23 protein-coding genes and 1 other annotated feature are annotated in these 24,640 nt (G+C 36.5%); of the genes, 18 read left to right on the top strand and 5 right to left on the bottom strand.

What is annotated here, in order from left to right; genetic code table 11:
• The first annotated feature begins 33 nt into the window (after positions 1-33).
• Entirely contained in the window at positions 34-174 is a 141-nt protein-coding gene (locus ACU8YW_RS25055) for a DUF3985 family protein (protein WP_098094346.1), read from the top strand.
• Between the two features lie 354 nt (positions 175-528).
• On the opposite strand, the gene ACU8YW_RS25050 is transcribed toward ACU8YW_RS25055, so the two are convergent.
• Positions 529-915, bottom strand: coding sequence for a DUF3938 domain-containing protein (locus tag ACU8YW_RS25050; protein ID WP_001077775.1), 387 nt, complete (start codon positions 913-915; stop codon positions 529-531).
• A 461-nt stretch (positions 916-1,376) separates the two neighbouring features.
• Between ACU8YW_RS25050 and ACU8YW_RS25045 the strand changes: the two genes are divergently transcribed.
• On the top strand, positions 1,377-1,898 hold the full coding sequence (locus tag ACU8YW_RS25045) for a GNAT family N-acetyltransferase (RefSeq protein WP_088064748.1): 522 nt from the start codon (positions 1,377-1,379) through the stop codon (positions 1,896-1,898).
• Positions 1,899-2,008: 110 nt separating this feature from the next.
• Here the strand turns inward: ACU8YW_RS25045 and ACU8YW_RS25040 are convergent, their stop codons facing one another.
• Positions 2,009-2,902, bottom strand: a complete 894-nt coding sequence (locus ACU8YW_RS25040; RefSeq protein WP_000530033.1) for a YitT family protein — start codon at positions 2,900-2,902, stop codon at positions 2,009-2,011.
• Positions 2,903-3,178: 276 nt separating this feature from the next.
• Between ACU8YW_RS25040 and ACU8YW_RS25035 the strand changes: the two genes are divergently transcribed.
• The 7 genes from ACU8YW_RS25035 (at position 3,179) to ACU8YW_RS25005 (ending at position 11,387) form a co-directional block, all read left to right on the top strand.
• Positions 3,179-3,463: a hypothetical protein gene (locus ACU8YW_RS25035; RefSeq protein WP_000394932.1), complete on the top strand. Its 285-nt coding sequence runs from the start codon at positions 3,179-3,181 to the stop codon at positions 3,461-3,463.
• Positions 3,464-3,491: 28 nt separating this feature from the next.
• The gene (gene yidC / locus ACU8YW_RS25030; protein WP_087981939.1) at positions 3,492-4,274 is read left to right on the top strand and encodes a membrane protein insertase YidC; all 783 of its coding nucleotides are present in this window, start codon (positions 3,492-3,494) and stop codon (positions 4,272-4,274) included.
• A gap of 129 nt (positions 4,275-4,403) precedes the next feature.
• Positions 4,404-5,351 (top strand): hypothetical protein, encoded by a 948-nt coding sequence (locus ACU8YW_RS25025; protein ID WP_426934184.1) that lies wholly within the window; start codon positions 4,404-4,406, stop codon positions 5,349-5,351.
• 451 nt (positions 5,352-5,802) lie between these two features.
• Positions 5,803-6,039, top strand: a binding site (T-box leader).
• 65 nt (positions 6,040-6,104) lie between these two features.
• Entirely contained in the window at positions 6,105-7,418 is a 1,314-nt protein-coding gene (locus ACU8YW_RS25020; RefSeq protein WP_426934185.1) for an APC family permease, read from the top strand.
• A 110-nt stretch (positions 7,419-7,528) separates the two neighbouring features.
• Complete coding sequence (locus ACU8YW_RS25015; RefSeq protein WP_142291827.1) at positions 7,529-8,713, top strand: MFS transporter; 1,185 nt, start codon at positions 7,529-7,531, stop codon at positions 8,711-8,713.
• A gap of 79 nt (positions 8,714-8,792) precedes the next feature.
• A complete protein-coding gene (locus tag ACU8YW_RS25010; RefSeq protein ID WP_087986001.1) occupies positions 8,793-8,963 on the top strand; it encodes a hypothetical protein in 171 nt (56 codons plus the stop codon).
• A gap of 267 nt (positions 8,964-9,230) precedes the next feature.
• A complete protein-coding gene (locus ACU8YW_RS25005) occupies positions 9,231-11,387 on the top strand; it encodes a SpaA isopeptide-forming pilin-related protein (protein WP_446894020.1) in 2,157 nt (718 codons plus the stop codon).
• Between the two features lie 30 nt (positions 11,388-11,417).
• On the opposite strand, the gene ACU8YW_RS25000 is transcribed toward ACU8YW_RS25005, so the two are convergent.
• Positions 11,418-12,176: a TrmB family transcriptional regulator gene (locus tag ACU8YW_RS25000; protein ID WP_087986003.1), complete on the bottom strand. Its 759-nt coding sequence runs from the start codon at positions 12,174-12,176 to the stop codon at positions 11,418-11,420.
• Between the two features lie 188 nt (positions 12,177-12,364).
• Here ACU8YW_RS25000 and ACU8YW_RS24995 point away from each other — a divergent pair, with 188 nt between their 5' ends.
• The 4 genes from ACU8YW_RS24995 (at position 12,365) to ACU8YW_RS24980 (ending at position 16,267) form a co-directional block, all read left to right on the top strand.
• Entirely contained in the window at positions 12,365-14,365 is a 2,001-nt protein-coding gene (locus tag ACU8YW_RS24995) for a methyl-accepting chemotaxis protein (RefSeq protein ID WP_088608561.1), read from the top strand.
• Between the two features lie 77 nt (positions 14,366-14,442).
• Positions 14,443-14,745: an MTH1187 family thiamine-binding protein gene (locus ACU8YW_RS24990; RefSeq protein ID WP_001018862.1), complete on the top strand. Its 303-nt coding sequence runs from the start codon at positions 14,443-14,445 to the stop codon at positions 14,743-14,745.
• Positions 14,746-14,793: 48 nt separating this feature from the next.
• A complete protein-coding gene (locus ACU8YW_RS24985) occupies positions 14,794-15,039 on the top strand; it encodes a YusU family protein (RefSeq protein WP_087986005.1) in 246 nt (81 codons plus the stop codon).
• Positions 15,040-15,349: 310 nt separating this feature from the next.
• The gene (locus ACU8YW_RS24980; RefSeq protein WP_046955846.1) at positions 15,350-16,267 is read left to right on the top strand and encodes a proline dehydrogenase family protein; all 918 of its coding nucleotides are present in this window, start codon (positions 15,350-15,352) and stop codon (positions 16,265-16,267) included.
• Between the two features lie 22 nt (positions 16,268-16,289).
• Here ACU8YW_RS24980 and ACU8YW_RS24975 read toward each other — a convergent pair whose 3' ends face one another.
• Both ACU8YW_RS24975 and ACU8YW_RS24970 read right to left on the bottom strand, forming a co-directional pair.
• Positions 16,290-17,129 carry a D-alanyl-D-alanine carboxypeptidase family protein gene (locus tag ACU8YW_RS24975; protein ID WP_000831460.1) on the bottom strand — a complete coding sequence of 280 codons (840 nt, stop codon included), beginning with the start codon at positions 17,127-17,129 and terminating at the stop codon, positions 16,290-16,292.
• 97 nt (positions 17,130-17,226) lie between these two features.
• Positions 17,227-17,373, bottom strand: coding sequence for a YuzL family protein (locus ACU8YW_RS24970; RefSeq protein WP_001096344.1), 147 nt, complete (start codon positions 17,371-17,373; stop codon positions 17,227-17,229).
• Between the two features lie 237 nt (positions 17,374-17,610).
• Here ACU8YW_RS24970 and ACU8YW_RS24965 point away from each other — a divergent pair, with 237 nt between their 5' ends.
• From ACU8YW_RS24965 to ACU8YW_RS24945, 5 genes are all read left to right on the top strand, one after another.
• Positions 17,611-19,992 (top strand): 3-hydroxyacyl-CoA dehydrogenase/enoyl-CoA hydratase family protein, encoded by a 2,382-nt coding sequence (locus tag ACU8YW_RS24965; protein WP_000486366.1) that lies wholly within the window; start codon positions 17,611-17,613, stop codon positions 19,990-19,992.
• 21 nt (positions 19,993-20,013) lie between these two features.
• Positions 20,014-21,186 carry an acetyl-CoA C-acetyltransferase gene (locus ACU8YW_RS24960; RefSeq protein WP_001206340.1) on the top strand — a complete coding sequence of 391 codons (1,173 nt, stop codon included), beginning with the start codon at positions 20,014-20,016 and terminating at the stop codon, positions 21,184-21,186.
• Positions 21,187-21,330: 144 nt separating this feature from the next.
• Entirely contained in the window at positions 21,331-23,115 is a 1,785-nt protein-coding gene (locus tag ACU8YW_RS24955; protein WP_000416287.1) for an acyl-CoA dehydrogenase FadE, read from the top strand.
• Positions 23,116-23,255: 140 nt separating this feature from the next.
• Entirely contained in the window at positions 23,256-23,978 is a 723-nt protein-coding gene (locus ACU8YW_RS24950; protein WP_426934187.1) for an MBL fold metallo-hydrolase, read from the top strand.
• Positions 23,979-23,981: 3 nt separating this feature from the next.
• The gene (locus ACU8YW_RS24945; RefSeq protein ID WP_087986011.1) at positions 23,982-24,539 is read left to right on the top strand and encodes a TetR/AcrR family transcriptional regulator; all 558 of its coding nucleotides are present in this window, start codon (positions 23,982-23,984) and stop codon (positions 24,537-24,539) included.
• The last annotated feature ends 101 nt before the right edge of the window (positions 24,540-24,640 follow it).

Here is a 24,640-nt window from a genome sequence, read left to right as displayed (position 1 = left end):
AGATAAGCAGAGCAAAGCTTGGAGGAATTCTAGATGGGAATTTTAACGATTATTTTAATAGTCTTGCTCATTTATGCTGTTTTTAAAGTAGCATATGTAGCATTAAAGATACTCGCAATCCTATTAGTTATCTTTTTAATCGTAGAGTTCGGCAGTAAGTTGCTTGGGGGATAGGGTATGTTGTGCGTTTTGAGTGTCGAAGGGTGTCGGTAAGTCGATAACCTGTGTCGAAACGTCGATATAATGAAAAAATCGTTGATATAAGTGGAGAAATCGATATATTTGAAAAATCGTTGATATATTCCGGTAAGTACCGGATGGGGTATGTAGAAAAGAAGTTGCCGTGAGGGTAGCTTCTTTTTATTATAGTGACAGGGCATAGAGCCTACATAGGTTGCTGAAAATTGTCGGTAAGTCGATATCCCGTGTCGAATCGTCGATATAATAAAAAAATCGCTGATATATTTCAGTAAATACCAATAGGGGTATGAAAACCGATCTAAAAAAGCTGGAAGAGTATCTTCCAGCTTACGAGTTACTTTCAATTTGGCGACCGTTCTCTTCTTCATTGTCTTGTAAAAGGTTGAATACGTCTGCTAGGCAGAATGCAATGAACCAAGTCCATAGACCGTGGAAGAAAGCTGAGCTTAATTGAAGTGGTAATGTATAGTTAGTCATTGAGTAGGAAATACATCCGCCAACGATTCCGATCATTGTTAATAACATTGTTTTTTGTGCATTTTCTTCTGGATTGAAGAGGAAGTAAATGTATCCACCTAAAATTGAAGCGCTTACAAGCGTTTCGATTCCATTAAAAATGATATTCTCTCCAAGCTGAGTGTTTGTCCAGAAGCAGATTGTTCCGCCGATAATAGCAAACAGGACAGCTATTGTATATCTTATATATTGATTCATATGTTCATCTCCTTATGTAATAAGATGATTTGGAAGTCAAAAAGGTAGGTATAGTATATTGAAGTGAATTTTAGTTGTACGTATCTTTTTATAAAAAGATCATGGAAGAATAACTAAGATGATCGGTTTTTTAAACCGTTACGTGTATGGTGTTTGAAATATACCTGACTGCTCGTTTCTTTTTGCTTGTAAAAATAAGAGAAACTTCCAAGTCTATATACTCTTTTTTTGTGAGTCTGCTTTCATTATAACACATTTAGGGCCACAATAATAGAATTATCTGATTTTGTAATAAGTGTAAAAAATAAAAATCGCAAGGAAATACCACTAACAATGCGGTTTAGTGGAAGAAGGATTTTAATTTATTATGATGAAATATGTAATCAAGGTGAGATCTAAGAAGGAGGCTTACATACTATAAAAAATGTTTTGTAGCATGAATGTAAGGGAGGAGAGCTAACTTGGAGATCACAACAGAAAGATTAATAATTAGACCTTTTAAGAGTACTGATTTACAGGATGTATTTGCTATTTATAATAATGATGATACATGTAAGTTCCTATTACATAATAAGTGGACTCATGAAGACATGCAGAAAAGATTTAATAAGAAGCTAGCAAACAATGTACTTACTGAAGAATCAATATTAAGTTTGGCAGTTATATACAAGACTAAAGTAGTTGGTGATTTATCCGTATGGTACACAAATATGAAAGACACTGTTGAGATTGGTTATAGTTTTTCAAATGAAGTAGCTGGGAGAGGTTTGGCAACAGAAGCAGTAAGTAGTTTGGTATTTAAATTATTTAATGAATTTTATGTACATCGTATACAAGCTAATCTTGATGCACGTAATACAGCTTCACAAAAATTGTGTGAACGAATAGGCATGAGAAAGGAAGCCCATTTCATACAAGATTTTTGGAGTAAAAATGAATGGACAGATAGTATTGTATACGGAATGCTATCCTCCGATTTGTAGTAATAAACTTCGTGATTTTATTATGCTAAAGGGTGCGTTAGTTGAATAACAAAGGGCATAACATATTATATATGACTAATATGTTATGCCCTTTCATGTATTAACCTTTTTTATATGCGTTTGAAACGGCCGACAATTTCAACTGTTTCAGTAATGTTCATGAATGCTTTGTTATCCACTTGACGGATAATACGTTTCATTTCGCCTAACTCATAGCGAGTCACGACAGTGTAAATCATTTTTTTCTTATGGTTTGTATAGCCGCCGACAGCATCTACCATTGTCACCCCGCGTATGCCGTGATGCAATAGTGCGCTTTTTATTTCCTCGCCTTTTTCTGTAACTGTCATTATCGTTAATTTAATATGTTTCGTATGCACAGCATCGATAACTTTGCTGACTACAAACCGGCTAATTAACGTATAAAGCGTAATATCCCATCCGAAAATAAATCCTGCTGCAACAAGTAAGATTAAGTTGAATCCAAAGATGATTGCTCCAATTGAAATATCTCGATGTTTCGCTACAATCAATCCAACAACATCAAAGCCACCTGTTGAAGAAGCAAATCGGAATATGATTCCGGAAGCTGCTCCGCAGATTACACCACCAAATACAGAAGACAGTAAAATATCGTCTGAAACTTGGTGTACAGGGATAATGTTCATCGCTAACGATGATATAGCTACAAAGTACGCTGTTAAAAAGGTTGTCTTCTTGCCTAAGTAAAAGTGACTTAAAATAAGAAGAGGAATGTTTAGTAAAAAGATAAGTGCACCGATATTGTAGTGCATTAAATAACCGATAATCATCCCTACACCAGCGAAGCCACCGCTAATCATGTTATGCGGGATAAAGAACATATTCATAGAAATTGCATACAAAATAGAGGCTACGAAAATAACAACCAACTGTATGATAAATTCTAAGTGAAATGTTTTAGCTGCTGGGAAGGATAAAAAGGCGGTGTCGGGAACGTAATCGGCGTCTCCTAGTTGACCCATAGTATGTTTCATCTCCATATTCATTTTTGATTACAAGAAGAGAATAAAGGTTTTTTCAAAAACTGGCAATAGTTTTATTATAATGCGAAAATTTTATAAATTTCTAACAAATTAAACCTATACAAGGATACGTGTGAATATACTAAAGAAAGCGAATACATTAGTTTTTTAGCATAGTTTTCTTGAGAAAATATGCAAAATACTTTTTTGACGATAAAAGGAAATAGAGAATGTTTGTTGAATGTGCTAAAATGACCTTATTAAGGATGTGAAGCGATGGAATTTTTATTGCAGGATGCAATTCTATATATATCGTTTGTAACGACAGCACTTTGTTTATTAGAAGTTTTCTTCCTTGCTAATGTTTCTCGCTTTGTGCGTCAGCAAGCATCAAGCGGTAGACAAAGAGCTTTTAAACTAGTTAATACGTGTGAAGAGGGTACTGGTAATGTAACGCTTTTCTCTATTTTTTATAAATATGGAATGATTCGTTCTGTGCGCAGACAAGAATCCAGTGAAGAGAATGACGAGGTCGGTCCGTATACACCAATGTTTCGCTAAATAATTACGAAACATTGGAGGAATGAACATGTTAAAATCATACCGAGCTGTGCTCGTTAGTTTATCATTATTACTTGTTTTTGTTTTATCTGGTTGCAGTAATGCAGCCCCAATTGATGCACATAGTACGGGAATTTGGGATCATTATTTCGTATATCCAATCTCGTTTATGATTCAATTTGTTGCTCATCACATACCAGGAGCTAGCTTCGGGATTGCTATCATTATTATGACGCTCGTTATTCGTTCAGCCATGATTCCATTAGCTGTTTCACAATATCGTAGTCAAGCGAAAATGAAGAAAATGCAACCTGAACTGCAGAAGCTGAAACAAAAATACGGTGATGTGGGTAAAGATCTTGAAAAACAAAAGCAGTATCAAAAGGAAATGTCGGAACTAATGAAATCAGGCGGTTGGAATCCACTAGCTGGTTGCTGGCCACTATTAATACAAATGCCGATTTTCTCTGCTTTGTATTATGCGATTAGCCGAACAGAAGAGATCCGTACATCTTCATTTTTATGGGTAAACTTAGGACATGCAGATCCTTATCATATATTACCGATTATCGCAGCGTTAACGACATTTATTCAGATGAAAGTTTTCCAATCTAATATTACAGCTGGAGAACAAGTACAGATGCTGAAAGTGCAGCAAATTATGATGCCAGCAATGATTTTATTTATGGGATTTGCGGCGCCATCAGGACTTGTGTTGTACTGGATAACGGGTAATTTATTTACAATGACACAAACAATTGTATTAAGAAGAATAATGGAACGTGAAGAATTACAATTACAAAAAGCTTAGAACAACGCCGCTCGGGATGAGCGGCGTTTTTTTGTTAAGTCGTTAAGGAAATGTTAAGAAACCGACATTACTATAGGAATTGTATACGAAAGTGTACATGCTTTAGAAATATGAAGGAGGAAATTTCCTATGAAGAAGAAAACAGTTGGGTATTTAGCGATTGCAGGTGCTTTATCATTCGGAATCATTGGAGGAGTCGGTATTCCGGCATTCGCGGCAACGGATACTCAAGCAGCTGAGCAGTCTACAAAAACGGCGAAAAAAGATTTAGATGACGCTACAAAACAAAAAGTAAAAACGATTATGGACGATACAAAGAAACAGTTGAAGGAGTTAGGTGTAAAGCTTCCAGAGAAAGAAAAACGTAAAGATATGTTTGCGGGATTAGATGATCAAACAAAAGAAAAAGCGAAATCAATTTTAGAGCAAGAGAAATCCGGTAAATTAACACGTGAACAAGCAAAAGAAGAATTAACAAAGCTAGGCGTGAAGTTCCCAGAGAAGGGTAAGCATGGAGACATGTTTGCTAACTTAGACGAAGCAACAAAAGAAAAAGCAAAATCAATTTTAGAGCAAGAGAAATCCGGCAAATTAACACGTGAACAAGCAAAAGAGGAATTAACAAAACTAGGCGTGAAGTTCCCAGAGAAGGGTAAGCATGGAGACATGTTTGCTAACTTAGACGAAGCAACAAAAGAAAAAGCAAAATCAATTTTAGAGCAAGAGAAATCCGGCAAATTAACACGTAAACAAGCAAAAGAAGAATTAACAAAGCTAGGTGTGAAACTTCCAGAGAAAGGTAAGCGTAAAGACATGCTTGCTGACTTAGATGAAGCAACAAAAGCAAAAGCAAAGTCTATTTTTGAACAAGAAAAATCCGGGAAATTAACACATAAGCAAGCAAAAGAAGAATTAACAAAACTAGGTGTGGAACTTCCAGAGAAAGAGAAGCATGAAGACATCTTTGCGGGATTAGATGAGACAACGAAAGAAAAAGCAAAAGCGATTTTAGAGAATGAAAAGAAACAATTAGAGGAATTGAACGTTGATTTACCGCACCATAAAGTGAAACTTTAATCAGTGGTGCATTTCCACTGATTATTAGTTGAACCAATCGGGCTTTTACGGGCAGTTAATATTCCAACTTCATCCTTGTATTCGCTGGATTTTAAGGTGGAAGTTTTACTGCCCGTTAATGCGGGGTAAATTTTTTATGAAAAAAGATGAGAAATAATTGAGTAAAGTCGTATCTTCCGTGTGGGCAACCGGAAGGTATGTATGTGAGGAGACTTTCTTTTAGAAAGTCTCCTCTTACTTATTGTCGTTTTTTGTTGGTAAATCGATATATTTTGAAAATCGCTGAGATAATTTTTACCGCTACGCTGTTCCAAAGATACTGGGGAATTAGAGAAATATTATAGCTTCTGTTATAATATAAGAAGAGAAACATTTCTTATGTTATATAAAAAAATATATTGATTTTTTCTAACAATTCAATATAATGAACAATAACTACAAAATTCGACATCAAGAAGTGATGATGAGGACATGATCAATTTTTTACGATTCTCAGAGAGGGAAGCCTTTGGCTGTGAGCTTCCTAATACGGAAAAATGGATTACCACCTCTGAACTGCAGCAGTGAACGGATACCTAGTAATTGCTTGCCGGCAAAAACCGTTATTTAGACTTGAGAAATTGGTGAAGTATGTTACTTTACGAATTGAAACAAGGGTGGAACCACGAATATAACACTCGTCCCTTTTTTAGGGAGGAGTGTTTTTTTATTTCATTTTTGCATCACACTAGAATTGGAAGGAGGATACGCAGCATGCATCATGATGAGAAGAACAAAATTGGTTTAACAGTAGCACTTTCTATCGTAGTAGGAACGATTATTGGATCTGGTGTGTTTATGAAGCCAGGGAGCGTATTAGATTACTCGGGGAGTTCTAATATGGCTATTCTTGCTTGGGTAATTGGTGGTCTGTTGACGTTAGCAAGTGGTTTAACAGTAGCCGAAATTGGAGCGCAAATCCCGAAAAATGGTGGGTTGTATACGTATTTAGAGGAGATTTACGGAAGTTTTTGGGGATATTTATCAGGCTGGATGCAAACAATTGTTTATGGACCAGCTATTATTGGAACATTAGGATTGTACTTTAGTTCTTTAATGATTAATTTTTTCTATTTAGATAAAGTATGGAATTTACCAATTGCTATTGGAACAGTTGTGTTCCTTGGCGTTGTAAATAGTATGGGAACAAAATATGGAGGTATCGTCCAAACGGTTACGACAATTGGAAAGATGATTCCAATCGTATTAATTGTTGTGTTAGGTTTTTGGAAAGGAAATAGCGATATCTTTAATGTAGTAGTGCCGATATCAGAAAATCAAAGTATCGGTATGGCAATTTTAGCAACATTATTTGCTTATGACGGCTGGATTCTACTTGCTTCGATTGGCGGAGAAATGAAGAATCCAACAAAGCTATTACCGAAAGCGATGACAGTTGGGATTTTAATTGTAACGGCTTCTTACGTACTAATTAACTTGGCATTATTAAATGTGTTACCAGCAGCGAAAATTGTAGACCTTGGAGAGAATGCAACAGCGACAGCTGCGGGCATGCTACTTGGAGAATATGGCGGGAAAATCATTAGTATCGGTATTATCGTTTCTATTTTCGGTTGTTTAAATGGAAAGATTTTAACGTTCCCACGTATTCCGATGTCTATGGCAGAGCGTGGACACCTTCCGTTTTCTAAGTTTATCGCAAAGGAAAGTCCAAGATTTAAAACACCAGCAAATGCGATTACTGTTGAAATCATTTTAGGAATTATTTTAATGGTTATTAGTGATCCGAATAAGCTATCTGAGATTTCCGTATTCATTATTTATATTTTCTATGTAATGACGTTTATTGGTGTCTTCATTTTAAGAAAACGTAACAAGAATAAAGAGCGTGCATACAGTGTACCGTTATTCCCGATTGTACCAATCGTTGCGATTTTAGGATCATTGTTTGTACTTGGAAGTGCGATTATTAATGATCCGGTAAGTTGTTTCTTATCAATTGGAATTGTCTTTACTGGACTCCCGGTATATTGGTATTTAAATAAGAAGAACAAAACTAGTGTTTAATAATTAGAAGGCAGGCGTATGATACGCCTGTTTTTTTATTGTAAAAAAATTGTACTTGTGTTCAATTTCTTTTTTGGTTACTATAGTCGTAGTAACCAAAAAAAGAAAGCGTGGGGAAAGACTTGAATTTTCGTGTGTATATTTTAGCTATCGCGGCTTTCGTAGTCGGAACGGTTGAGCTAATTATAGGAGGAACGCTCGATCTAGTTGCCAATGATTTAGGAGTATCTATTAGTGCAGCTGGTCAGCTTATAACAATATTTTCAGTAGTATTTGCTTTATCAGGTCCGGTTTTATTGGCGATAACTGGAAAATTCGAAAGAAAAAGATTATACATTGGGGCATTATCAATTTTCTTAATCGGAAATATTATTTCAGCATTTAGTGTGAATTATGGGATGTTAATGTTCTCAAGGGTTATTTGTGCGGCGAGTGGTTCGCTTATTATTGCACTGTCAGTAACACTTGCTTCTAGCGTTGTAGAACCACATTTTCGTGCGCGTGCAATTGGAATCATCTTCATGGGGATTAGTGGTTCACTTGTACTTGGAGTACCGCTTGGCCTTGTACTCGGAAATGCATATGGATGGCGTGCACCATTTGTACTCATTTCGATCTTAACAGTAATGGCACTCGCATGTATTTCATTATTCTTAACGAAAGTACCACCAACATCAGTGCTATCGATAAGAGAGCAAATCGCTACGTTAAAAGATAAAAAAATTGTCAGTGCACAGTTAACGTCATTCTTATTTTTAACGGGTCATTTAACACTATATGCATATTTAACACCATTTTTAAAAGATGTGATGCATGTTGAGGCAAATTGGATTAGTGTATTTTACTTCATTTTCGGAATTGCAGCGGTACTTGGAGGCGGCCTTGGGGGCTTGCTTGCTGATAAATGGGGATCGAAGAAAAGTATTATTTCAATTATTATCGTATTTGCGTGTGCGATCTTCATATTGCCAATGATGACATTTTCATTCCCGCTGTTCATTATTATGATGGGAATTTGGAGTATGCTTAGCTGGGCTATTTCACCAGCACAACAAAATTATTTAATTGAAATTGCACCAGAATCAGCTGGTATTCAGCAAAGTTTAAATAACTCTGCGCTTCACTTAGGGATTGCTCTCGGTTCAACAGTAGGCGGAGTTGTTATTGAGAAATCATCTGTTATATATAATGCTTGGGTAGGTGGCGGCTTTATTATATTAGCACTACTTTGTGCAATTTTCTCGATTACGAGAGGACGTTCTGCTCAGTTTGCAAAAGAAGAATCTATCGTTTGATAGGTTCTTTTTTATTTGTAAAAAATTGCAGGTTTTAGTAGGTGGATGGAGAAAGTTGTATGTAGCGAGGTGATGGAGAATGATGTCTAATTTCTCGGTATTTGGCATGATAATTGCTCTACTACCGATATTGATAGTTGTTGTTGTATTAAGGTGGGTCCGTTTCATCTATCAAAATTCAGAGAAACAAGTGGAGCAAAATGAGAAAATTATTGAGCTGTTGACGGAGATAAAGGAAAAAGATAAGTAATATGTATTCGTTTAAAATTTGTTTCTCGTAAGTTATGAAGGCACTTATAAAGTGCTTTTTTATTTTTTGGAAATTTAAAATATGTAATATTCATTTGTCAATAGCAGCATGAGAGCAAATAATTTAAAGGTTGCTTATTACTTTGGAACTTTCTCAATAATTCGACAAGATACTACAAAAAAACCACCTATTCTCTTTTTTTCACTATAAGTACAATGAAACAGTAAGATTGCTTCATGCAGAAATTTATATATGGTGGTGGAGAGAATGAAACGAAAGATGGTAGGTAAATGGTTTAGTTTTTTAAGCGCTCTTATTATTTTATTAGGAATTGCAATGCCACAAGTAAAGGCAGAGGTAATGAACAGAGAAACATATAAAATGGATTGGAGTTATAGTAATTCGAAACAGCGTGAAATAAAAACAGAAATAATTAAAACGGCTTCGGGTAGTATTGCGTATTGTTTAACGCCTGATTTGCGTTCTCCAAATGGAGATGATTTGCCTGAAATGGGGAAGACATCTGATGCCGTATATCGTGTTTTATTAAATGGATATCCTCAAAAAAGCCCATCTGAATTAGAGGTAGCGACGACGGAAGAAGCACATTATGCTACACAATTAGCGGTATGGATTGCAGCAAATGAATTAACGGTAGAAGATTTAGTTGCAAAAAATGAACGAGTACATAATCTTATGAAGCGTTTAGTAGAGGCTTCAAAAAAAGAAACTGGATCACAAGATGTATTCTTTAAAGTTAACCCTGTAGATCCACAAACTGCTACACAAAAAGATGATTATTTAGAAACAGGGTTTTATGCAGTGCAAACAAATGCGGTTTCTGGCTCTTATACAATTCTTCCTGAAAATGCTCCTAAAGGGCTTCGAATTGTAAATGAAAATGGAGAAGAAAAAAGTACATTATCAATTAACGAAAAATTTAAAATATTAATCCCGAAAGATACGAGTAGTGGTAATTTTAAAATGAAAGTGAAGTCTACTTTAACAAATTTACAAGCAATAGCTTTTAAAGGATCAGAAAAAGTTCAAAATACAACGGTATTGTTACAAAGAAATAGTGAGAAAATCAGTACAGATTTAGTTGTAAATTGGGAATCAGTAGGCTCTTTAAAGATTATGAAATTAGGAGAAAAAAAGGAATTATTAAAAGGAGCGGTGTTTGAAGTTTCTAATGAAAACTTTAAACAAAATGTCATGACTAATGATAAGGGGATTGCGGAGCTAGGGAATCTTCCAATCGGTATATATAGCGTCAAAGAAATTCAAGCGCCAGCTGGATATGTGTTAGACGGAAGTATTAAAAAAATTGAAGTGAAAACTGGTGAAACTGCTGTATTAGAGTTGAAAAATGAAAATATAAAAGGTGAACTAGAAATAACGAAAGTAAATATAGCGGATGGGAATACAAAATTACCAAATGCAGAGTTTACAATCTACAACGAACAAGGGAAAGAAGTAGTAAAAGGGAAAACGGATGAAAAAGGTGTAGCGAAATTTAAACTACCATACGGAAAGTACACGTATAAAGAAACAATAGCACCGAATGGATATGTAATAAGTGAAGAGACGTTTGCATTTGAAATAAAAGAGAATGGAGAAATTATTAAACATATCGTTCAAGATAAAAAAGTAGAAGGTGAACTAGAAATAACAAAAGTAGATGTAGCGGATGGGAATACGAAACTGCCAAATGCAGAGTTTACAATTTATAATGAACAGGGAAAAGAAGTAGTAAAAGGAAAAACAAATGAGCAAGGTATAGCGAAATTTAAACTACCATACGGAAAGTACACGTATAAAGAAACGATAGCACCGAATGGATATGTAATAAATGAAGAGACATTTGCATTTGAAATAAAAGAGAATGGAGAAATTATTAAACATATCGTTCAAGATAAGAAAGTAGAAGGTGATTTAGAAATAACGAAAGTAGATGTAGCGGATGGGAATACGAAACTGCCAAATGCAGAGTTTACAATCTACAACGAACAAGGGAAAGAAGTAGTAAAAGGGAAAACGGATGAGCAAGGTATAGCAAAATTCAAACTACCATATGGAAAGTACACGTATAAAGAAACAATAGCGCCGAATGGATATGTAATAAATGAAGAGACATTCTCATTTGAAATAAAAGAGGATGGAGAAATTATTAAACATATTGTGAAAAATAAGAAAGAAGAAAAGGCATCACTTCCTTCTAAGCCAAATAAGCCAACACCGAGTGGAGAAGTGAAACCTTCCGCTGATGTGAAGCCGATGCAACAACATAATACTCATAATGAAGTGCGTTTACCAGCTACTGGCGGCGTCGGCAATGAATTTACGGCTTTATTCGTTTTAGGAATTGGTTTTATTATTGCTGGTGCTTATATATTAAGGATGAAAAATAGAAAAGAAATGTAGAAAAAAACGCCTTGTAATAGAGGCGTTTTTTTAGTATCTTAACTTCCTCAACAAACTCTTAATTTCCTCATCTTGCATGAAGAGATCCAGATGCTTTTCTGTAATTTTTGCAAGTGCAACGTCGTGATAGAAAAATTCTGTAAAGAACTTTACGAAAGGTTGCGACATTGTTTTCATCGCTTGCCATGACTCTTGCTCTACACCAGCAAATAAAATTTCGCGGTCGTCAACGATGAGTAGCAAGTAGCGTTCTAATGCGTTAGGTTCTTCAGTTGGGATTAGAAAATGCATGTTTTCTAAGTCTGTTTCTACTTTTCCAACTATAAGGGACTCGAGTTTGACGCCTTGTTTTGCTTTTTCTTCTAGTGAAGGAAGGTATTCTGAAAGAGTGTCATTCCAAGCTGAAATGCGAATTGATTCTTTTGCACTTTCGATGAGTTCTTTACTTTGAACTCGAATAGAAGATTGCATTTTTAAGCTCCACACACGGTCATCTGTAAATGATTTTTTTGATATATTCGTTTCTAATTCTTTAATGTTTGATTGAAATTCTGTCGTTAATTTTTCAATTGCGAGCTTTAGTGGTAATGCTGTATACAATTTTTTCTTTTCTGAAACAGAATCCATTACCATTCCTTTATCAATCAGGCGTGCTAGCACTTCATATATTTTTGCTTTTGGAACACCAGAATGCTTCACAATTGTTGTAGCATCTAATGGTTCATTGCTTGATACGACAACTTCATAAGCTTGGCTTTCATATTGTGAGAAACCGAATTTTTGTAACATAGTTCCCTCCGAACGAATGAGATGATATAGCTTAAGGATAATGAACTATTTGTTTTTGCACAAGTGGTAGTAGGTTTTCTACTCAGATTGAGATGAGAATTAATTTCAATTTTTTAATTTTATCCATTATACTTAATATATTGATTAATATGATTACAATACAACGAGAAGGGGATGCTTGGGGGAAGATGTTGAGAAGTTTACGTTTAAAAATTGCGGTAGTATTTTCGGTGCTTATTTCTATGATGTTTGTAATATTAGGTACAGCTATGTATCAATTACAGAAAGAGAAGGAAGTGCGCTCCTTAGACCAATATTCTCAAAATACGATGGATCTTGTGACAGAGCAACTTACGACATTTGTTCAAAGAACGGATGAAGATATGGGATATTATGCGAACAGTGAGATGGTTCGTAATATACTTCAAGACGGAGTTACTCCAGAAGAAGAAGCATTTTTGACGAAAGAGTTTTCAGAGTACAAAAAGAATCATCCTGGTATTTTAGACTTATATATTGGTACGAAAGATAAAAAAACATTAAGTGCCAATCTTGCTGAAGGTGGACAAGTGCCAGAAGGATATGATCCAACGACAAGACAATGGTATAAAGAATCAGAAGCTGATGTGAAAAAGGTTCACTGGGGACAACCTATGTATGAAATTGCAACAGGTAAGTTAAGTGTGGGAGTTTCTAAAGCAATTACAGCTCAAGATGGATCTGTGTTAGGTGTTGTTGCGATGGATGTATCGCTCGGAACAATTCAGAAGTTACTTCATAATATTCAATACAATAATGGCGGAGAAATGTTTATTATAAATGATAAAAGTATGGCTCTTGTTTACCCAGAGAAAATAGGGAAAGATGTTTCGAAAGAGCCACTTGTGAAGAGTTTAAATAAAGAGGTAACAAAATATGCTGTCACTACATTAAAAGGTGAAGATGTAGTTGTTTATAGCCAGTCATTTGATTTGATGAAATGGAAAATAGGAATTTTTTATCCGAAAGAAACGATTGATGGGCTATTAAATAGTATGAGAAATACAGTCCTTATAATGGCATGTATTAGTTTATTAGTTGGAATCGCAGCTTCATACTTGTTCTCAAGAAGATTAGCAAGACCATTGCAACTATTAACAAATCACGTTCAAAAAGTAGCAGAAGGTGACTTAACGTTGCAAATGAAAGTGACAAGTAAGGATGAAGTTGGAGAGCTGACGAATCATTTTAATCATATGGTTGAGCAAATGAATGAAATGGTAAGTAAAATTAAAAATAGTGTATCAACAGTGCAACAATCAACGAATAATCTACATTATTTAACGAATGAAACTGTAGCAGCTAGTAGAGAAGTATCAGGTGCAATGGATGATGTGAGCGGAGGAGCTTCTACTCTTGCTAATAGTGTAGATGAAGTTTCAGAGCAACTCGAGAATATGGCGCAGTCAGTGGAACAAATGAATAATTCGGTTGGTGAAATAAAAGGTGTGGCTGGCAAAGCTGAAGAGGCATCTAAGCAAGGATTAAATACGATGCGTAATTTAGTTCGTACAAGGGGCCAATCATCTTCGATTGTTGTTCATACAGAGGAAGCATCCGGAAAGTTAGAGCAAAGAGTTGGATCGATTCAAAATGTTGTAGAGCTTATAAAAGGTATTTCGGATCAAACGAATTTACTTGCTTTAAATGCTTCGATTGAGGCGGCGCGTGCAGGGGAACAAGGTAAAGGCTTTGCTGTTGTTGCCGAAGAAGTTCGAAAGTTAGCGGAACAATCGAAAGAGGCGACAGGAGAAATCGCAACGATGATTGGCGATGTACAAGTAGAGGTAAAACGAGTTGTAGAGGTTATAAGTAAATTAAAAGATATTGCAGATATACAAAATAAAGTTACGACAGAGGCAGAAACGGAATTCCGCACAATTATGTCAGTTGTAAATACAATTAGTACTTCAGTCGAACAAATTGTAGAAGAGGTACATAACATCGGTTACGAGCAAGGAGAAATTACAACGGTAATGCATACAATTGCTAGTACAAGTCAAGAAAGCGCAGCTGTTTCGGAAGAAGTAAATGCTGCAACTGAATCTCAAGTGAGTCATCTAGAAAAGGTAGCTCATACGATGGAAAGTTTGACGGAGCATATGAGAGACTTAGAAAGATTGGTTGAACAGTTTAAAATAGAGGAATAACAAATTAGTAAAATGATGAGTATTTCGGTAAAATAGACAATGGATATATAAGAAGCAATTATAGGAGGAAGACTACTATGGCAATTGTTGACGTATCGATTATTCCAGTAGGAACTGGTAATCCAAGTGTTAGTGAATATGTAGCAGAAGTACAAAAGGTGCTAGAGAAAAATGCAGATCGCGTGAAGTATCAATTAACACCAATGAATACAGTAATTGAAGGAGATCTTCCTGTCATTCTAGAAGTAATTCAACAAATGCATGAAGTTCCATATACGAAAGGTGCACAGCGCGTTGCAACAACAATTCGTATCGATGATCGTCGTGATAAAGTAAGCACGATGGAAAAGAAATTAAACTCTGTTCGATCAAAATTATAAGAAAAAGCAGCGATCTTCGCTGCTTTTTTCATATAGGAGGTAGATAAGATGAGTGAAAAGTTTAACGAACAATTTGACGGGTTACTAGAAAAATACACGGAACTATTACTTGGAGAGAGCAATGCAGAGAGAAAAGAACAGGTGCAGAAGTGGGCACTGTATTCTTACATAGCGAAGACGATGCCGGCTTTAGTGAAGCATTGGAATGAGACATATCCTGATGCGAAAGAAGAGATGGTACAGTTAATTACAGATATTAAAAAGTTGAATGAAGAGAAGAGAAATGAGCAATAAAAAACTTGAGGTAAATATAATCTCAAGTTTTCTGTATTAATATCCTTATATAATTTACATGGAATATAAAGGGTTTTATAAGCATGTCGAATATTTTCGACATGCTTATTTTGTGCCTAGTAAAGTCGTTTTTTCTAAATGTCGAAAAATATTCCCTGCATATTTATAAGCGAGAATATAGGTTTTTAAATGTTTTTATAGTATTTTATAAATTATCTAAATAATTATTTGTATCCAATAATTTTAAACAATGATATAATTTTGAAGAGGGGTAAAAAACAGATAAATTACAGTCATAGGGGTGAATTACATGGAACAATTAATGCGAAATTCGTTTCTTTTCTTGTCAAAAAATAAAGCGCTAACAAAACTGGCTAAAAAGTACGGTTTACGCTTTGGTGCAGGTCGCTTTGTCGCAGGGGAGACAATTGAATTAGCGACAGCAGCTATTAAACAATTGAACAAGCAAGGACTTTGTGTAACAATCGATTATTTAGGGGAATTCGTTGATAATGAAGCGGAAGCAAATGAAATGGCTAACCAATCGATTGAAGCAATCCGTGCAATTGGAAGAGAAGGTCTTGATTCGCAGCTTTCTTTAAAAATGACTTCTATGGGATTAGATATCTCTGATGAAATCGTAATGAACAACATGCGCCGTATTTTAGAAGCTGCAAAAGAAAATGGTGTGTTTGTTACCATTGATATGGAAGACTATACACGCTGCGGAAAGACAATTGATATCTTTAAACAGTTAAAATCTGAGTACGATAATATTGGTACAGTTATTCAAGCTTACTTATATCGTACAGAAAAAGATATGGAAGAATTAAATGCTTATAGTCCTAATTTACGTCTTGTAAAAGGAGCTTATAAAGAACCTGAAGAGGTAGCGTTCCCGGAGAAGAAAGATGTAGATGATAACTATAAAAAAATTATTAAAATGCACTTATTAAATGGAAATTATACTGCGATTGCTTCACATGACGAAGCGATTATTGAATATACAAAAAAACTTGCCGAAGAACACAACATTCCAAGAGACCAATTTGAATTCCAGATGTTATATGGTATTCGTAATGAGCGTCAACTTGAGCTAGTAAAAGAAGGTTACAAAATGCGTGTTTATGTGCCTTATGGAAACGACTGGTATGGCTACTTCATGCGTCGTCTAGCAGAGCGTCCAGCAAACGTTGCGTTCGTGTTAAAAGGTATGGTTAAAAAATAACCAAGGAGAAAATACTCCTTGGTTATTTTAATTGCTGAAATGCGTAATGTGCCATTTTCTTCGTATCAGGATATAGCTGCGTGCGAGTAGAAGATAAAACAACATTAATGACGCGTTTACCGTCTTTTTCATCCACTGTTACGACCGTATATTTTCCGAGAGCTGATAGACCGCTTTTACTTCCAATTGCATATGGATCGTCATATAGTTCTTCTCGTCCATAGTTTGCGATGTTTGGAGAGCGTTCTGAAGTATGTAGAGTTGTACGTGTTGAATTCATATATTCTAAAACAACTGGGTACTTTAATGCTTCTTTCGTAATCATAGCAATGTCATATGGCGATACTTTATTTCCAAGTGCATCAGCACCACTTGCGTTTTTGAAAGTCGCATGCTTTGTACCAAGTTCCTTCGCTCTTGCATTCATCATTTTTACAAATTCATTTTTTGATCCTGCGATATGTTCTGCGATGGATTCAGCTATCGGGTCTGCACTAATGATAAGCATAAGCTTTAATGCCTCATCCCGCTTTAACTTTTCCCCGGCACGAAGTTTAATTTTCTTACTTTGACTTTCTGTTTTAATTGCGTTCTCTGTAACTGTAATTTCTTCATTTTCTTTTACATTCTCTAGTAAGAGTAAGGTAGTCATCATTTTCCCTATACTAGCCGGATAAGAGCGTTCATCTTCCCGTTTCCCATACAAAATTTCACCTGTGTCTGCATCGATTGTAATGCCATATTGCCCAGTAATGTTAGGTTGATCCGCTCTTACAGCTTGTTGCCTTTGTGCATAAGAGAAGAAAATCATCCCTGTAAATAGTGTAGCAATCATTACAATCATAACTATTGTTCGTTTCATCATCGTTCCCTCTTTTGTTTTCCATATGTACAAATAAATTGGGCAGAAAAAGCAGCCATTACCCATTATGCCACGTTTTCTGCCCAAAAATATACCGTTATTTTTCGCCCATATTATGCTTCTTATATTGTTGGTTATTACCTTGACGGCCCTTTTCCACACCGTGATTATGAGGACCTGCATTTCCAGTTACGCTTGCTGCGCTAATTCCAGCCTTTGAAGGGTTCTTCTTAAGTTTTGCCATATATATTCCTCCAGTTTCGTCAGATTATAAAAAGGAAAAGTGCATTTTAATGAAGAAAATACACATGTATAGCATAGCCAAATGAAAGAAATATATTTATTTCAGAAAATTTTATCAATAAATATATTGCGAAAATTCAAACTGTATCATATATTTATTAGTAGAGGCTCACTCATTGATTGCGACTTATGTCGAAAAATTGAATGAGCATTCATTCAAGAATAGGGGGAGAAATGGATGTTCCAAATTAAAAAGGCTGCTGTTCTAGGTTCAGGCGTAATGGGTTCAGGGATTGCGGCACACTTAGCTAATATTGGTATTCCGACATTATTGCTTGATATTGTACCACCTGCGCTAACAAAAGAAGAGGAAGCGAAGGGACTTACATTAGAACATAAAAGTGTGAGAAATCGTTTTAGTAATACGGCTGTGCAAAAACTATTAAAGCAAAAACCAGCTCCTCTGACAGTGAAAGGAAATCTAGCACTGATTGAAGCAGGTAACTTAGAAGATGATCTTGAGCGTCTAGCTGATGTAGATTGGATTATTGAAGTAGTAGTTGAAAACTTAGATATTAAAAAGAAACTATTTGAAAAAGTAGATGCTGTTCGTAAACCGGGTTCTATTGTAAGCTCGAATACGTCAGGCATTTCAGTAGAAAAAATGGCAGAAGGTCGTTCAGACGACTTCCAGAAGCACTTCTTAGGCACACACTTTTTTAACCCACCACGATATTTAAAACTTCTAGAGGTAATACCGACGAAAGAAACAGATCCACAAGTATTAAGCTTCATGAAACTATTTGGCGAAGATGTTCTTGGAAAAGGCGTTGTTATCGCAAAAGACACACCAAACTTTATTGGAAACCGCATCGGTACGTATGGTTTATTAGTAACTCTTCAAGAGATGATAAAACGCGGCTATAGCATTGGGGAAGTTGATTCTGTAACAGGCCCACTTATTGGTCGTCCGAAGAGTGCAACGTTCCGTACATTAGATGTTGTCGGTTTAGATACATTCGTACACGTTGCAAATAACGTATATGAAAACGTACAAGAAGAAGAGCGTGATGTATTTAAAGTACCAGCTTTCATGCATGACATGCTTGATAAAAAATGGCTTGGAAGCAAAACAGGTCAAGGCTTCTTCTTAAAACAAGGAAAAGAAATTTTAGAACTAAATCCTGAAACGATGGAATACGAAGCCCGCAAAAAATTAAAAGCGGCATCTATCGAGTTAAGTAAACAAGAAAAAGGTTTATCGAATAAATTGAAAGCGCTTGTATACGCGAAAGACCGCGCAGGAGAGTTGTTATGGAACATCATCACACCAACTCTTTTATACTCTGCAAAACTTCATAAAGAAATTGCTGACGATATCGTTGCAATTGACCAAGCGATGAAGTGGGGCTTCGGCTGGGAGCAAGGACCGTTTGAAGTTTGGGATGCAATCGGCGTTGAAAAGTCCGTTCAAAAGATGGAAGAAAACGGCGTAGTTGTTCCGACTTGGGTGAAAGAAATGTTAGAGAAAGGTTTCACTACTTTCTACAAACATGATAACGGAGATAGCTACTATTACGATAATGGCGAATATAAGCTAATCGAACGTAATAAAAAGGCAATTTCTCTTAAGCAATTAAAAGCGAAAAATGGCGTATTAAAGAAAAATAGCGGAGCAAGCTTAATTGATTTAGGTGACGGCATCCTTTGCTTAGAATTCCATTCGAAGAGCAATGCAATCGGTATGGATATTACGCAAATGATTAACTACGCTGTTGATGAAGTAGAAAAGAATTATAAAGGTCTTGTTATCGGTAACCAATCGAAGAACTTCTGCGTTGGTGCGAACTTAGCAATGATCTTAATGGAAGCGCAAGATGACAACTACTTTGAAATTGAGTTGGTTGTGAAGAACTTCCAAGATGCAATGACGAAAATTAAATACTCTTCTAAGCCAGTTGTAGCAGCACCATACGGTATGACGCTTGGTGGAGGTACAGAAGTTTGTTTACCAGCAGCGAGCATTCAAGCTTCTAGTGAAACGTATATGGGCTTAGTAGAAGTTGGTGTTGGCTTAATCCCTGGCGGAGGCGGTAATAAAGAGCTATACATTAAACACTTAAATAAAATGCCAAACGGTGTAGAGTTTGATCTGCAAAAAGTTGCGAATAAAGTATTCGAATCTGTAGCGATGGCGAAAGTTTCTACATCAGCACAAGAAGCTGTATCGAACAACTTCTTAGGCGATAAAGACGGTATTAGTGTGAATGGTGATCACTTACTATATGATGCGAAACAAAAAGCACTTTCTTTATATGAAGCTGGCTATAAAGCGCCGATTCGTAAAAAGATACCAGTTGTTGGTGAAACAGGATATGCAACTCTTGTACTTGGTGCAGAAGCAATGCACTTATCAGGTTACATTTCTGAACATGATCTTCACATTGCGAAGAAACTTGCATATGTCATCGCGGGCGGAAAAGTGCCGTACGGAACAGAAGTTGATGAGCAGTATTTATTAGATGTAGAACGTGAAGCATTTATTAGCTTAGTAAGTGAGATGAAATCACAAGCAAGAATGCAGCACATGCTTGTAAAAGGAAAGCCATTACGTAACTAATAACGAGGGGAGATATCGTTCATGAGAGAAGCTGTCATTGTTGCGGGAGCAAGAACACCAATTGGAAAAGCAAAGAGGGGTTCATTAAAAACAGTTCGTCCTGACGATCTAGGGGCGTTAGTAGTAAAGGAAACATTAAAGCGTGCGAATTATGAAGGACCAATCGATGATTTAATTTTCGGTTGTGCGATGCCAGAAGCAGAGCAAGGGTTAAATATGGCTCGTAATATCGGCGGACTAGCAGGACTTTCTTACGATGTTCCAGCTATTACAATTAACCGTTACTGTTCTTCAGGGTTACAAAGTATTGCTTACGGAGCGGAGCGTATTATGCTTGGTCACTCGGAAGCTGTATTATCAGGCGGAGCGGAATCAATGAGTTTAGTTCCGATGATGGGACACGTTGTTCGTCCAAATAGTCGCCTTGTTGAAGCAGCTCCAGAATATTATATGGGTATGGGACATACAGCAGAGCAAGTTGCTGTGAAATATGGAATTTCTCGTGAAGAACAAGATGCATTTGCAGTAAGAAGTCATCAACGTGCTGCGAAAGCATTAGCTGCAGGGAACTTTGCTGATGAAACAGTATCTGTAGATGTAACGTTACGTACGGTTGGATCAAACAATAAACTGCAAGAAGAAACAATCATTTTCGCACAAGACGAAGGTGTAAGAGCAGAAACGTCGCTAGACATTTTAGGTAAATTACGTCCAGCATTTAACGTTCGCGGTTCTGTAACAGCTGGTAACTCTTCACAAATGAGTGACGGTGCAGCATCTGTACTATTAATGGATCGTGAAAAAGCAGTGAGTGATGGCATGAAACCACTTGCGAAATTCCGTTCATTTGCAGTAGCTGGCGTACCACCAGAAGTAATGGGAATTGGCCCAATCGCTGCAATTCCAAAGGCATTAAAATTAGCTGGTTTAGAGCTATCTGATATTGGCCTATTCGAACTAAATGAAGCATTCGCTTCTCAATCGATCCAAGTTATTCGTGAGCTTGGTTTAGATGAAGAAAAAGTAAACGTAAATGGCGGTGCAATAGCACTTGGACATCCACTTGGCTGTACAGGAGCAAAACTAACACTATCTCTTATTCACGAAATGAAACGCCGCAACCAACAATTCGGTATCGTAACAATGTGTATCGGCGGCGGAATGGGAGCAGCAGGAGTGTTTGAATTACTATAAAAAAAGTGGAAGCGGCTCGCTCAAAATGAGACGCCGCCAATACAAAGAATGGAAGCAACAAAGGTTTATAAAAAATAAAATTGAGAGCCAGCTTCTTTCAAAAAGAAAGAAGCTGCTTATGAAAATATGAAGGAGGAAATTTTCATGGAAAAAACAGTAGGAAATGCGGTTAAAGGCGGTAGCTTTTTAGTTGATGAGATTACGATTGATCAAGTGTTTACGCCAGAGGATTTTTCATCTGAGCATAAAATGATTGCAAAAACGACAGAGGACTTTATCGTAAATGAAGTTCTTCCAGAGCTTGAATATTTAGAGCAACACGAGTTTGATCGTTCTGTTCGTCTTTTAAAAGAAGCTGGGGAACTTGGTTTATTAGGCGCTGACGTACCAGAAGAGTACGGCGGAATTGGCCTTGATAAAGTAAGCTCAGCGTTAATCGCAGAGAAATTCTCGCGCGCTGGTGGTTTTGCAATTACTCACGGTGCTCACGTAGGTATCGGATCATTACCAATCGTGTTATTCGGTAATGAAGAGCAAAAGAAAAAGTATTTACCATTACTTGCAACTGGTGAAAAATTAGCGGCATACGCATTAACAGAGCCAGGTTCAGGGTCTGATGCATTAGGTGCGAAAACAACTGCACGTTTAAATGCAGAAGGTACACATTACGTATTAAATGGTGAAAAACAATGGATTACAAACTCTGCATTCGCTGACGTATTTATCGTATATGCAAAAATTGATGGAGAGCACTTCTCAGCATTTATCGTAGAGAAAGAATATGCTGGCGTATCTACAAGCCCAGAAGAAAAGAAAATGGGTATTAAATGTTCTTCAACTCGTACGTTAATTTTAGAAGATGCATTAGTACCGAAAGAAAACTTACTTGGTGAAATCGGTAAAGGTCATATTATCGCGTTCAACATTTTAAATATCGGCCGTTATAAATTAGGTGTTGGTACAGTTGGATCTGCGAAACGTGCAGTAGAAATTTCAGCACAATATGCAAACCAACGTCAACAGTTCAAACAACCAATCGCTCGCTTCCCATTAATTCAAGAGAAACTTGCGAATATGGCAGCGAAAACATATGCAGCTGAAAGCTCTGTATACCGTACAGTAGGTTTATTCGAAAGCCGCATGAGCACATTATCTGAAGAGGAAGTAAAGGACGGTAAAGCAGTAGCAGCTTCTATCGCTGAATATGCAATCGAGTGTTCTTTAAATAAAGTATTCGGTTCTGAAGTACTAGATTATACAGTTGATGAAGGTGTTCAAATTCACGGTGGTTACGGATTTATGGCAGAGTATGAGATTGAAAGAATGTACCGCGATTCTCGTATTAACCGTATTTTCGAAGGAACGAACGAAATTAACCGCCTAATCGTACCAGGTACGTTCTTACGTAAAGCGATGAAAGGTGAATTACCACTTCTTCAAAAAGCACAAAAATTACAAGAAGAGTTAATGATGATGATGCCAGAAGAAGTAGGCGATGAGCCATTAGCACTTCAAAAATATTTAGTAACTAACGCGAAGAAAATCGGCTTAATGGTAGCTGGATTAGCTGCTCAAAAATACGGTAAAGCATTAGATAAAGAGCAAGAAATTCTTGTGAATATCGCTGACATCGTAAGCAACCTATACGCAATGGAGTCAGCTGTTCTTCGTACAGAAAAGGCAATTAAAACAACTGGTCTTGAAAAGAATAAACAAAAAGTGTTATACACTGAAGTATTCTGCCAAGAAGCGTTCAACGAAATCGAAGCAGATGCGAAAGAAACACTTATCGCAGTTGAAAACGGCGACATGCTGCGCATGATGTTATCATCATTACGTAAATTAACTCGCCACACACCACTTAACGTAATTCCGAAGAAACGTGAAATCGCTGCGAAAATTTTAGAAGATGAGCGTTACACAGTTTAATAGCTGTAAAGAAAAGTAGTCGTATAAACGGCTACTTTTCTTTTTTTTTTGCAAAAATGAAAATTTTAGTGACAAAAAACTAATACCATTAGTATAATGAAACTAATGGTATTAGTTTTCGTGAAAAGGGAGCTGGAAATATGAGAGTGATACATGAAAAAACGGTATATCAATTGTCATTTTTGCCAAGAGTGTTTCCTGTGAATTGTTACTTTGTCGAGGAAGAAGATGGTTTAACTTTAATTGATGCGGCTTTGCCATATAGCGCAAAAGGTATTTTACAGGCGGCTGAAAAAATAGGGAAACCAATTACGAATATTGTATTAACACATGCGCATGATGATCACATCGGTGCATTAGACGCATTAAAGGAAGTGCTTTCTAATGTTCCAGTCTATATTTCTAAGCGGGACGCAAAGCTTTTAGAAGGAGATACGACGTTACAAAAGGATGAACCGAATATACCGATAAAAGGCGGTGTACCTAAAAAGGTAAAAACGGTACCTGATGTTTTATTGGAAGATGGCGACCGAGTTGGATCGCTTCTTGCGATTATGACGCCGGGACATACGCCAGGCTCCATGTCGCTTCTTGATGTACGAAATAAAGCTCTTATTGTCGGGGATGCCTTCCAAACAAGAGGAGGTATGGCTGTTTCGGGACAAATGAAATTTTGGTTTCCGTTTCCTGCAATGGCAACGTGGAGCAAAGAAATATCATTACAAAGTGCAGAGAAGCTAAGCGAATATGAGCCTTCCTTACTTGCGGCAGGACATGGGAAAATGATAAAGAATCCAGGTACTGTCATAAAACATGCTATTAAGGAAGCTAAGCGGAATATAGAAAGTAGAAAAGAGGGTTAATTTATGTCACCAAGAATCGGACTTACATTACAGAAAATTGTAGAAACAGCAGCAGAAATTGCAGATACAAATGGAATACAAGAAGTAACGTTAGCTTCATTAGCGCAAACATTAGGGGTACGTTCCCCCTCGCTATACAATCATGTGAAAGGTTTACAAGATGTACGGAAAAATCTTGGCATTTACGGAATCAAACAGCTGTATAACAGACTGGAAGAAGCGGCCGAGGGTAAACGGATGGATGAAGCAATTCATGCTTTGGGAGAAGCGTATGTAGCATTCGTACGCAAACATCCTGGACTGTATGAAGCAACTTTTTTACGAGATGAAGAAGTAAGAAAAGCAGGTGACGGAATTGTAAAGCTTTGTCTTCATGTTTTACAACAATACGGCTTAGAAGGAGAGAATGCACTTCATGCGACGCGTGGATTCAGAAGTATTTGTCACGGGTTTGCGTCGATTGAACAGCAAGGGGGATTTGGTCTACCGTTAGATTTGGATATAAGTTTACATGTATTATTGGAAACGTTTATTAAAGGATTACATGTAATAAAAGATTGAATAAGAAGAGAGACAGTCAGCAACCTTAGGAGAAATTCTAAGGTTTTTTAGTGTATATGATTTCAAAAGAACAGAATACTAAAGGAGAATGTATGAAGAAA

It is taken from the genome of Bacillus pretiosus (genome assembly GCF_052947655.1).
Note: the sequence above shows the minus strand (reverse complement) of the source record. Positions and strands in the feature narration are given on the sequence as shown.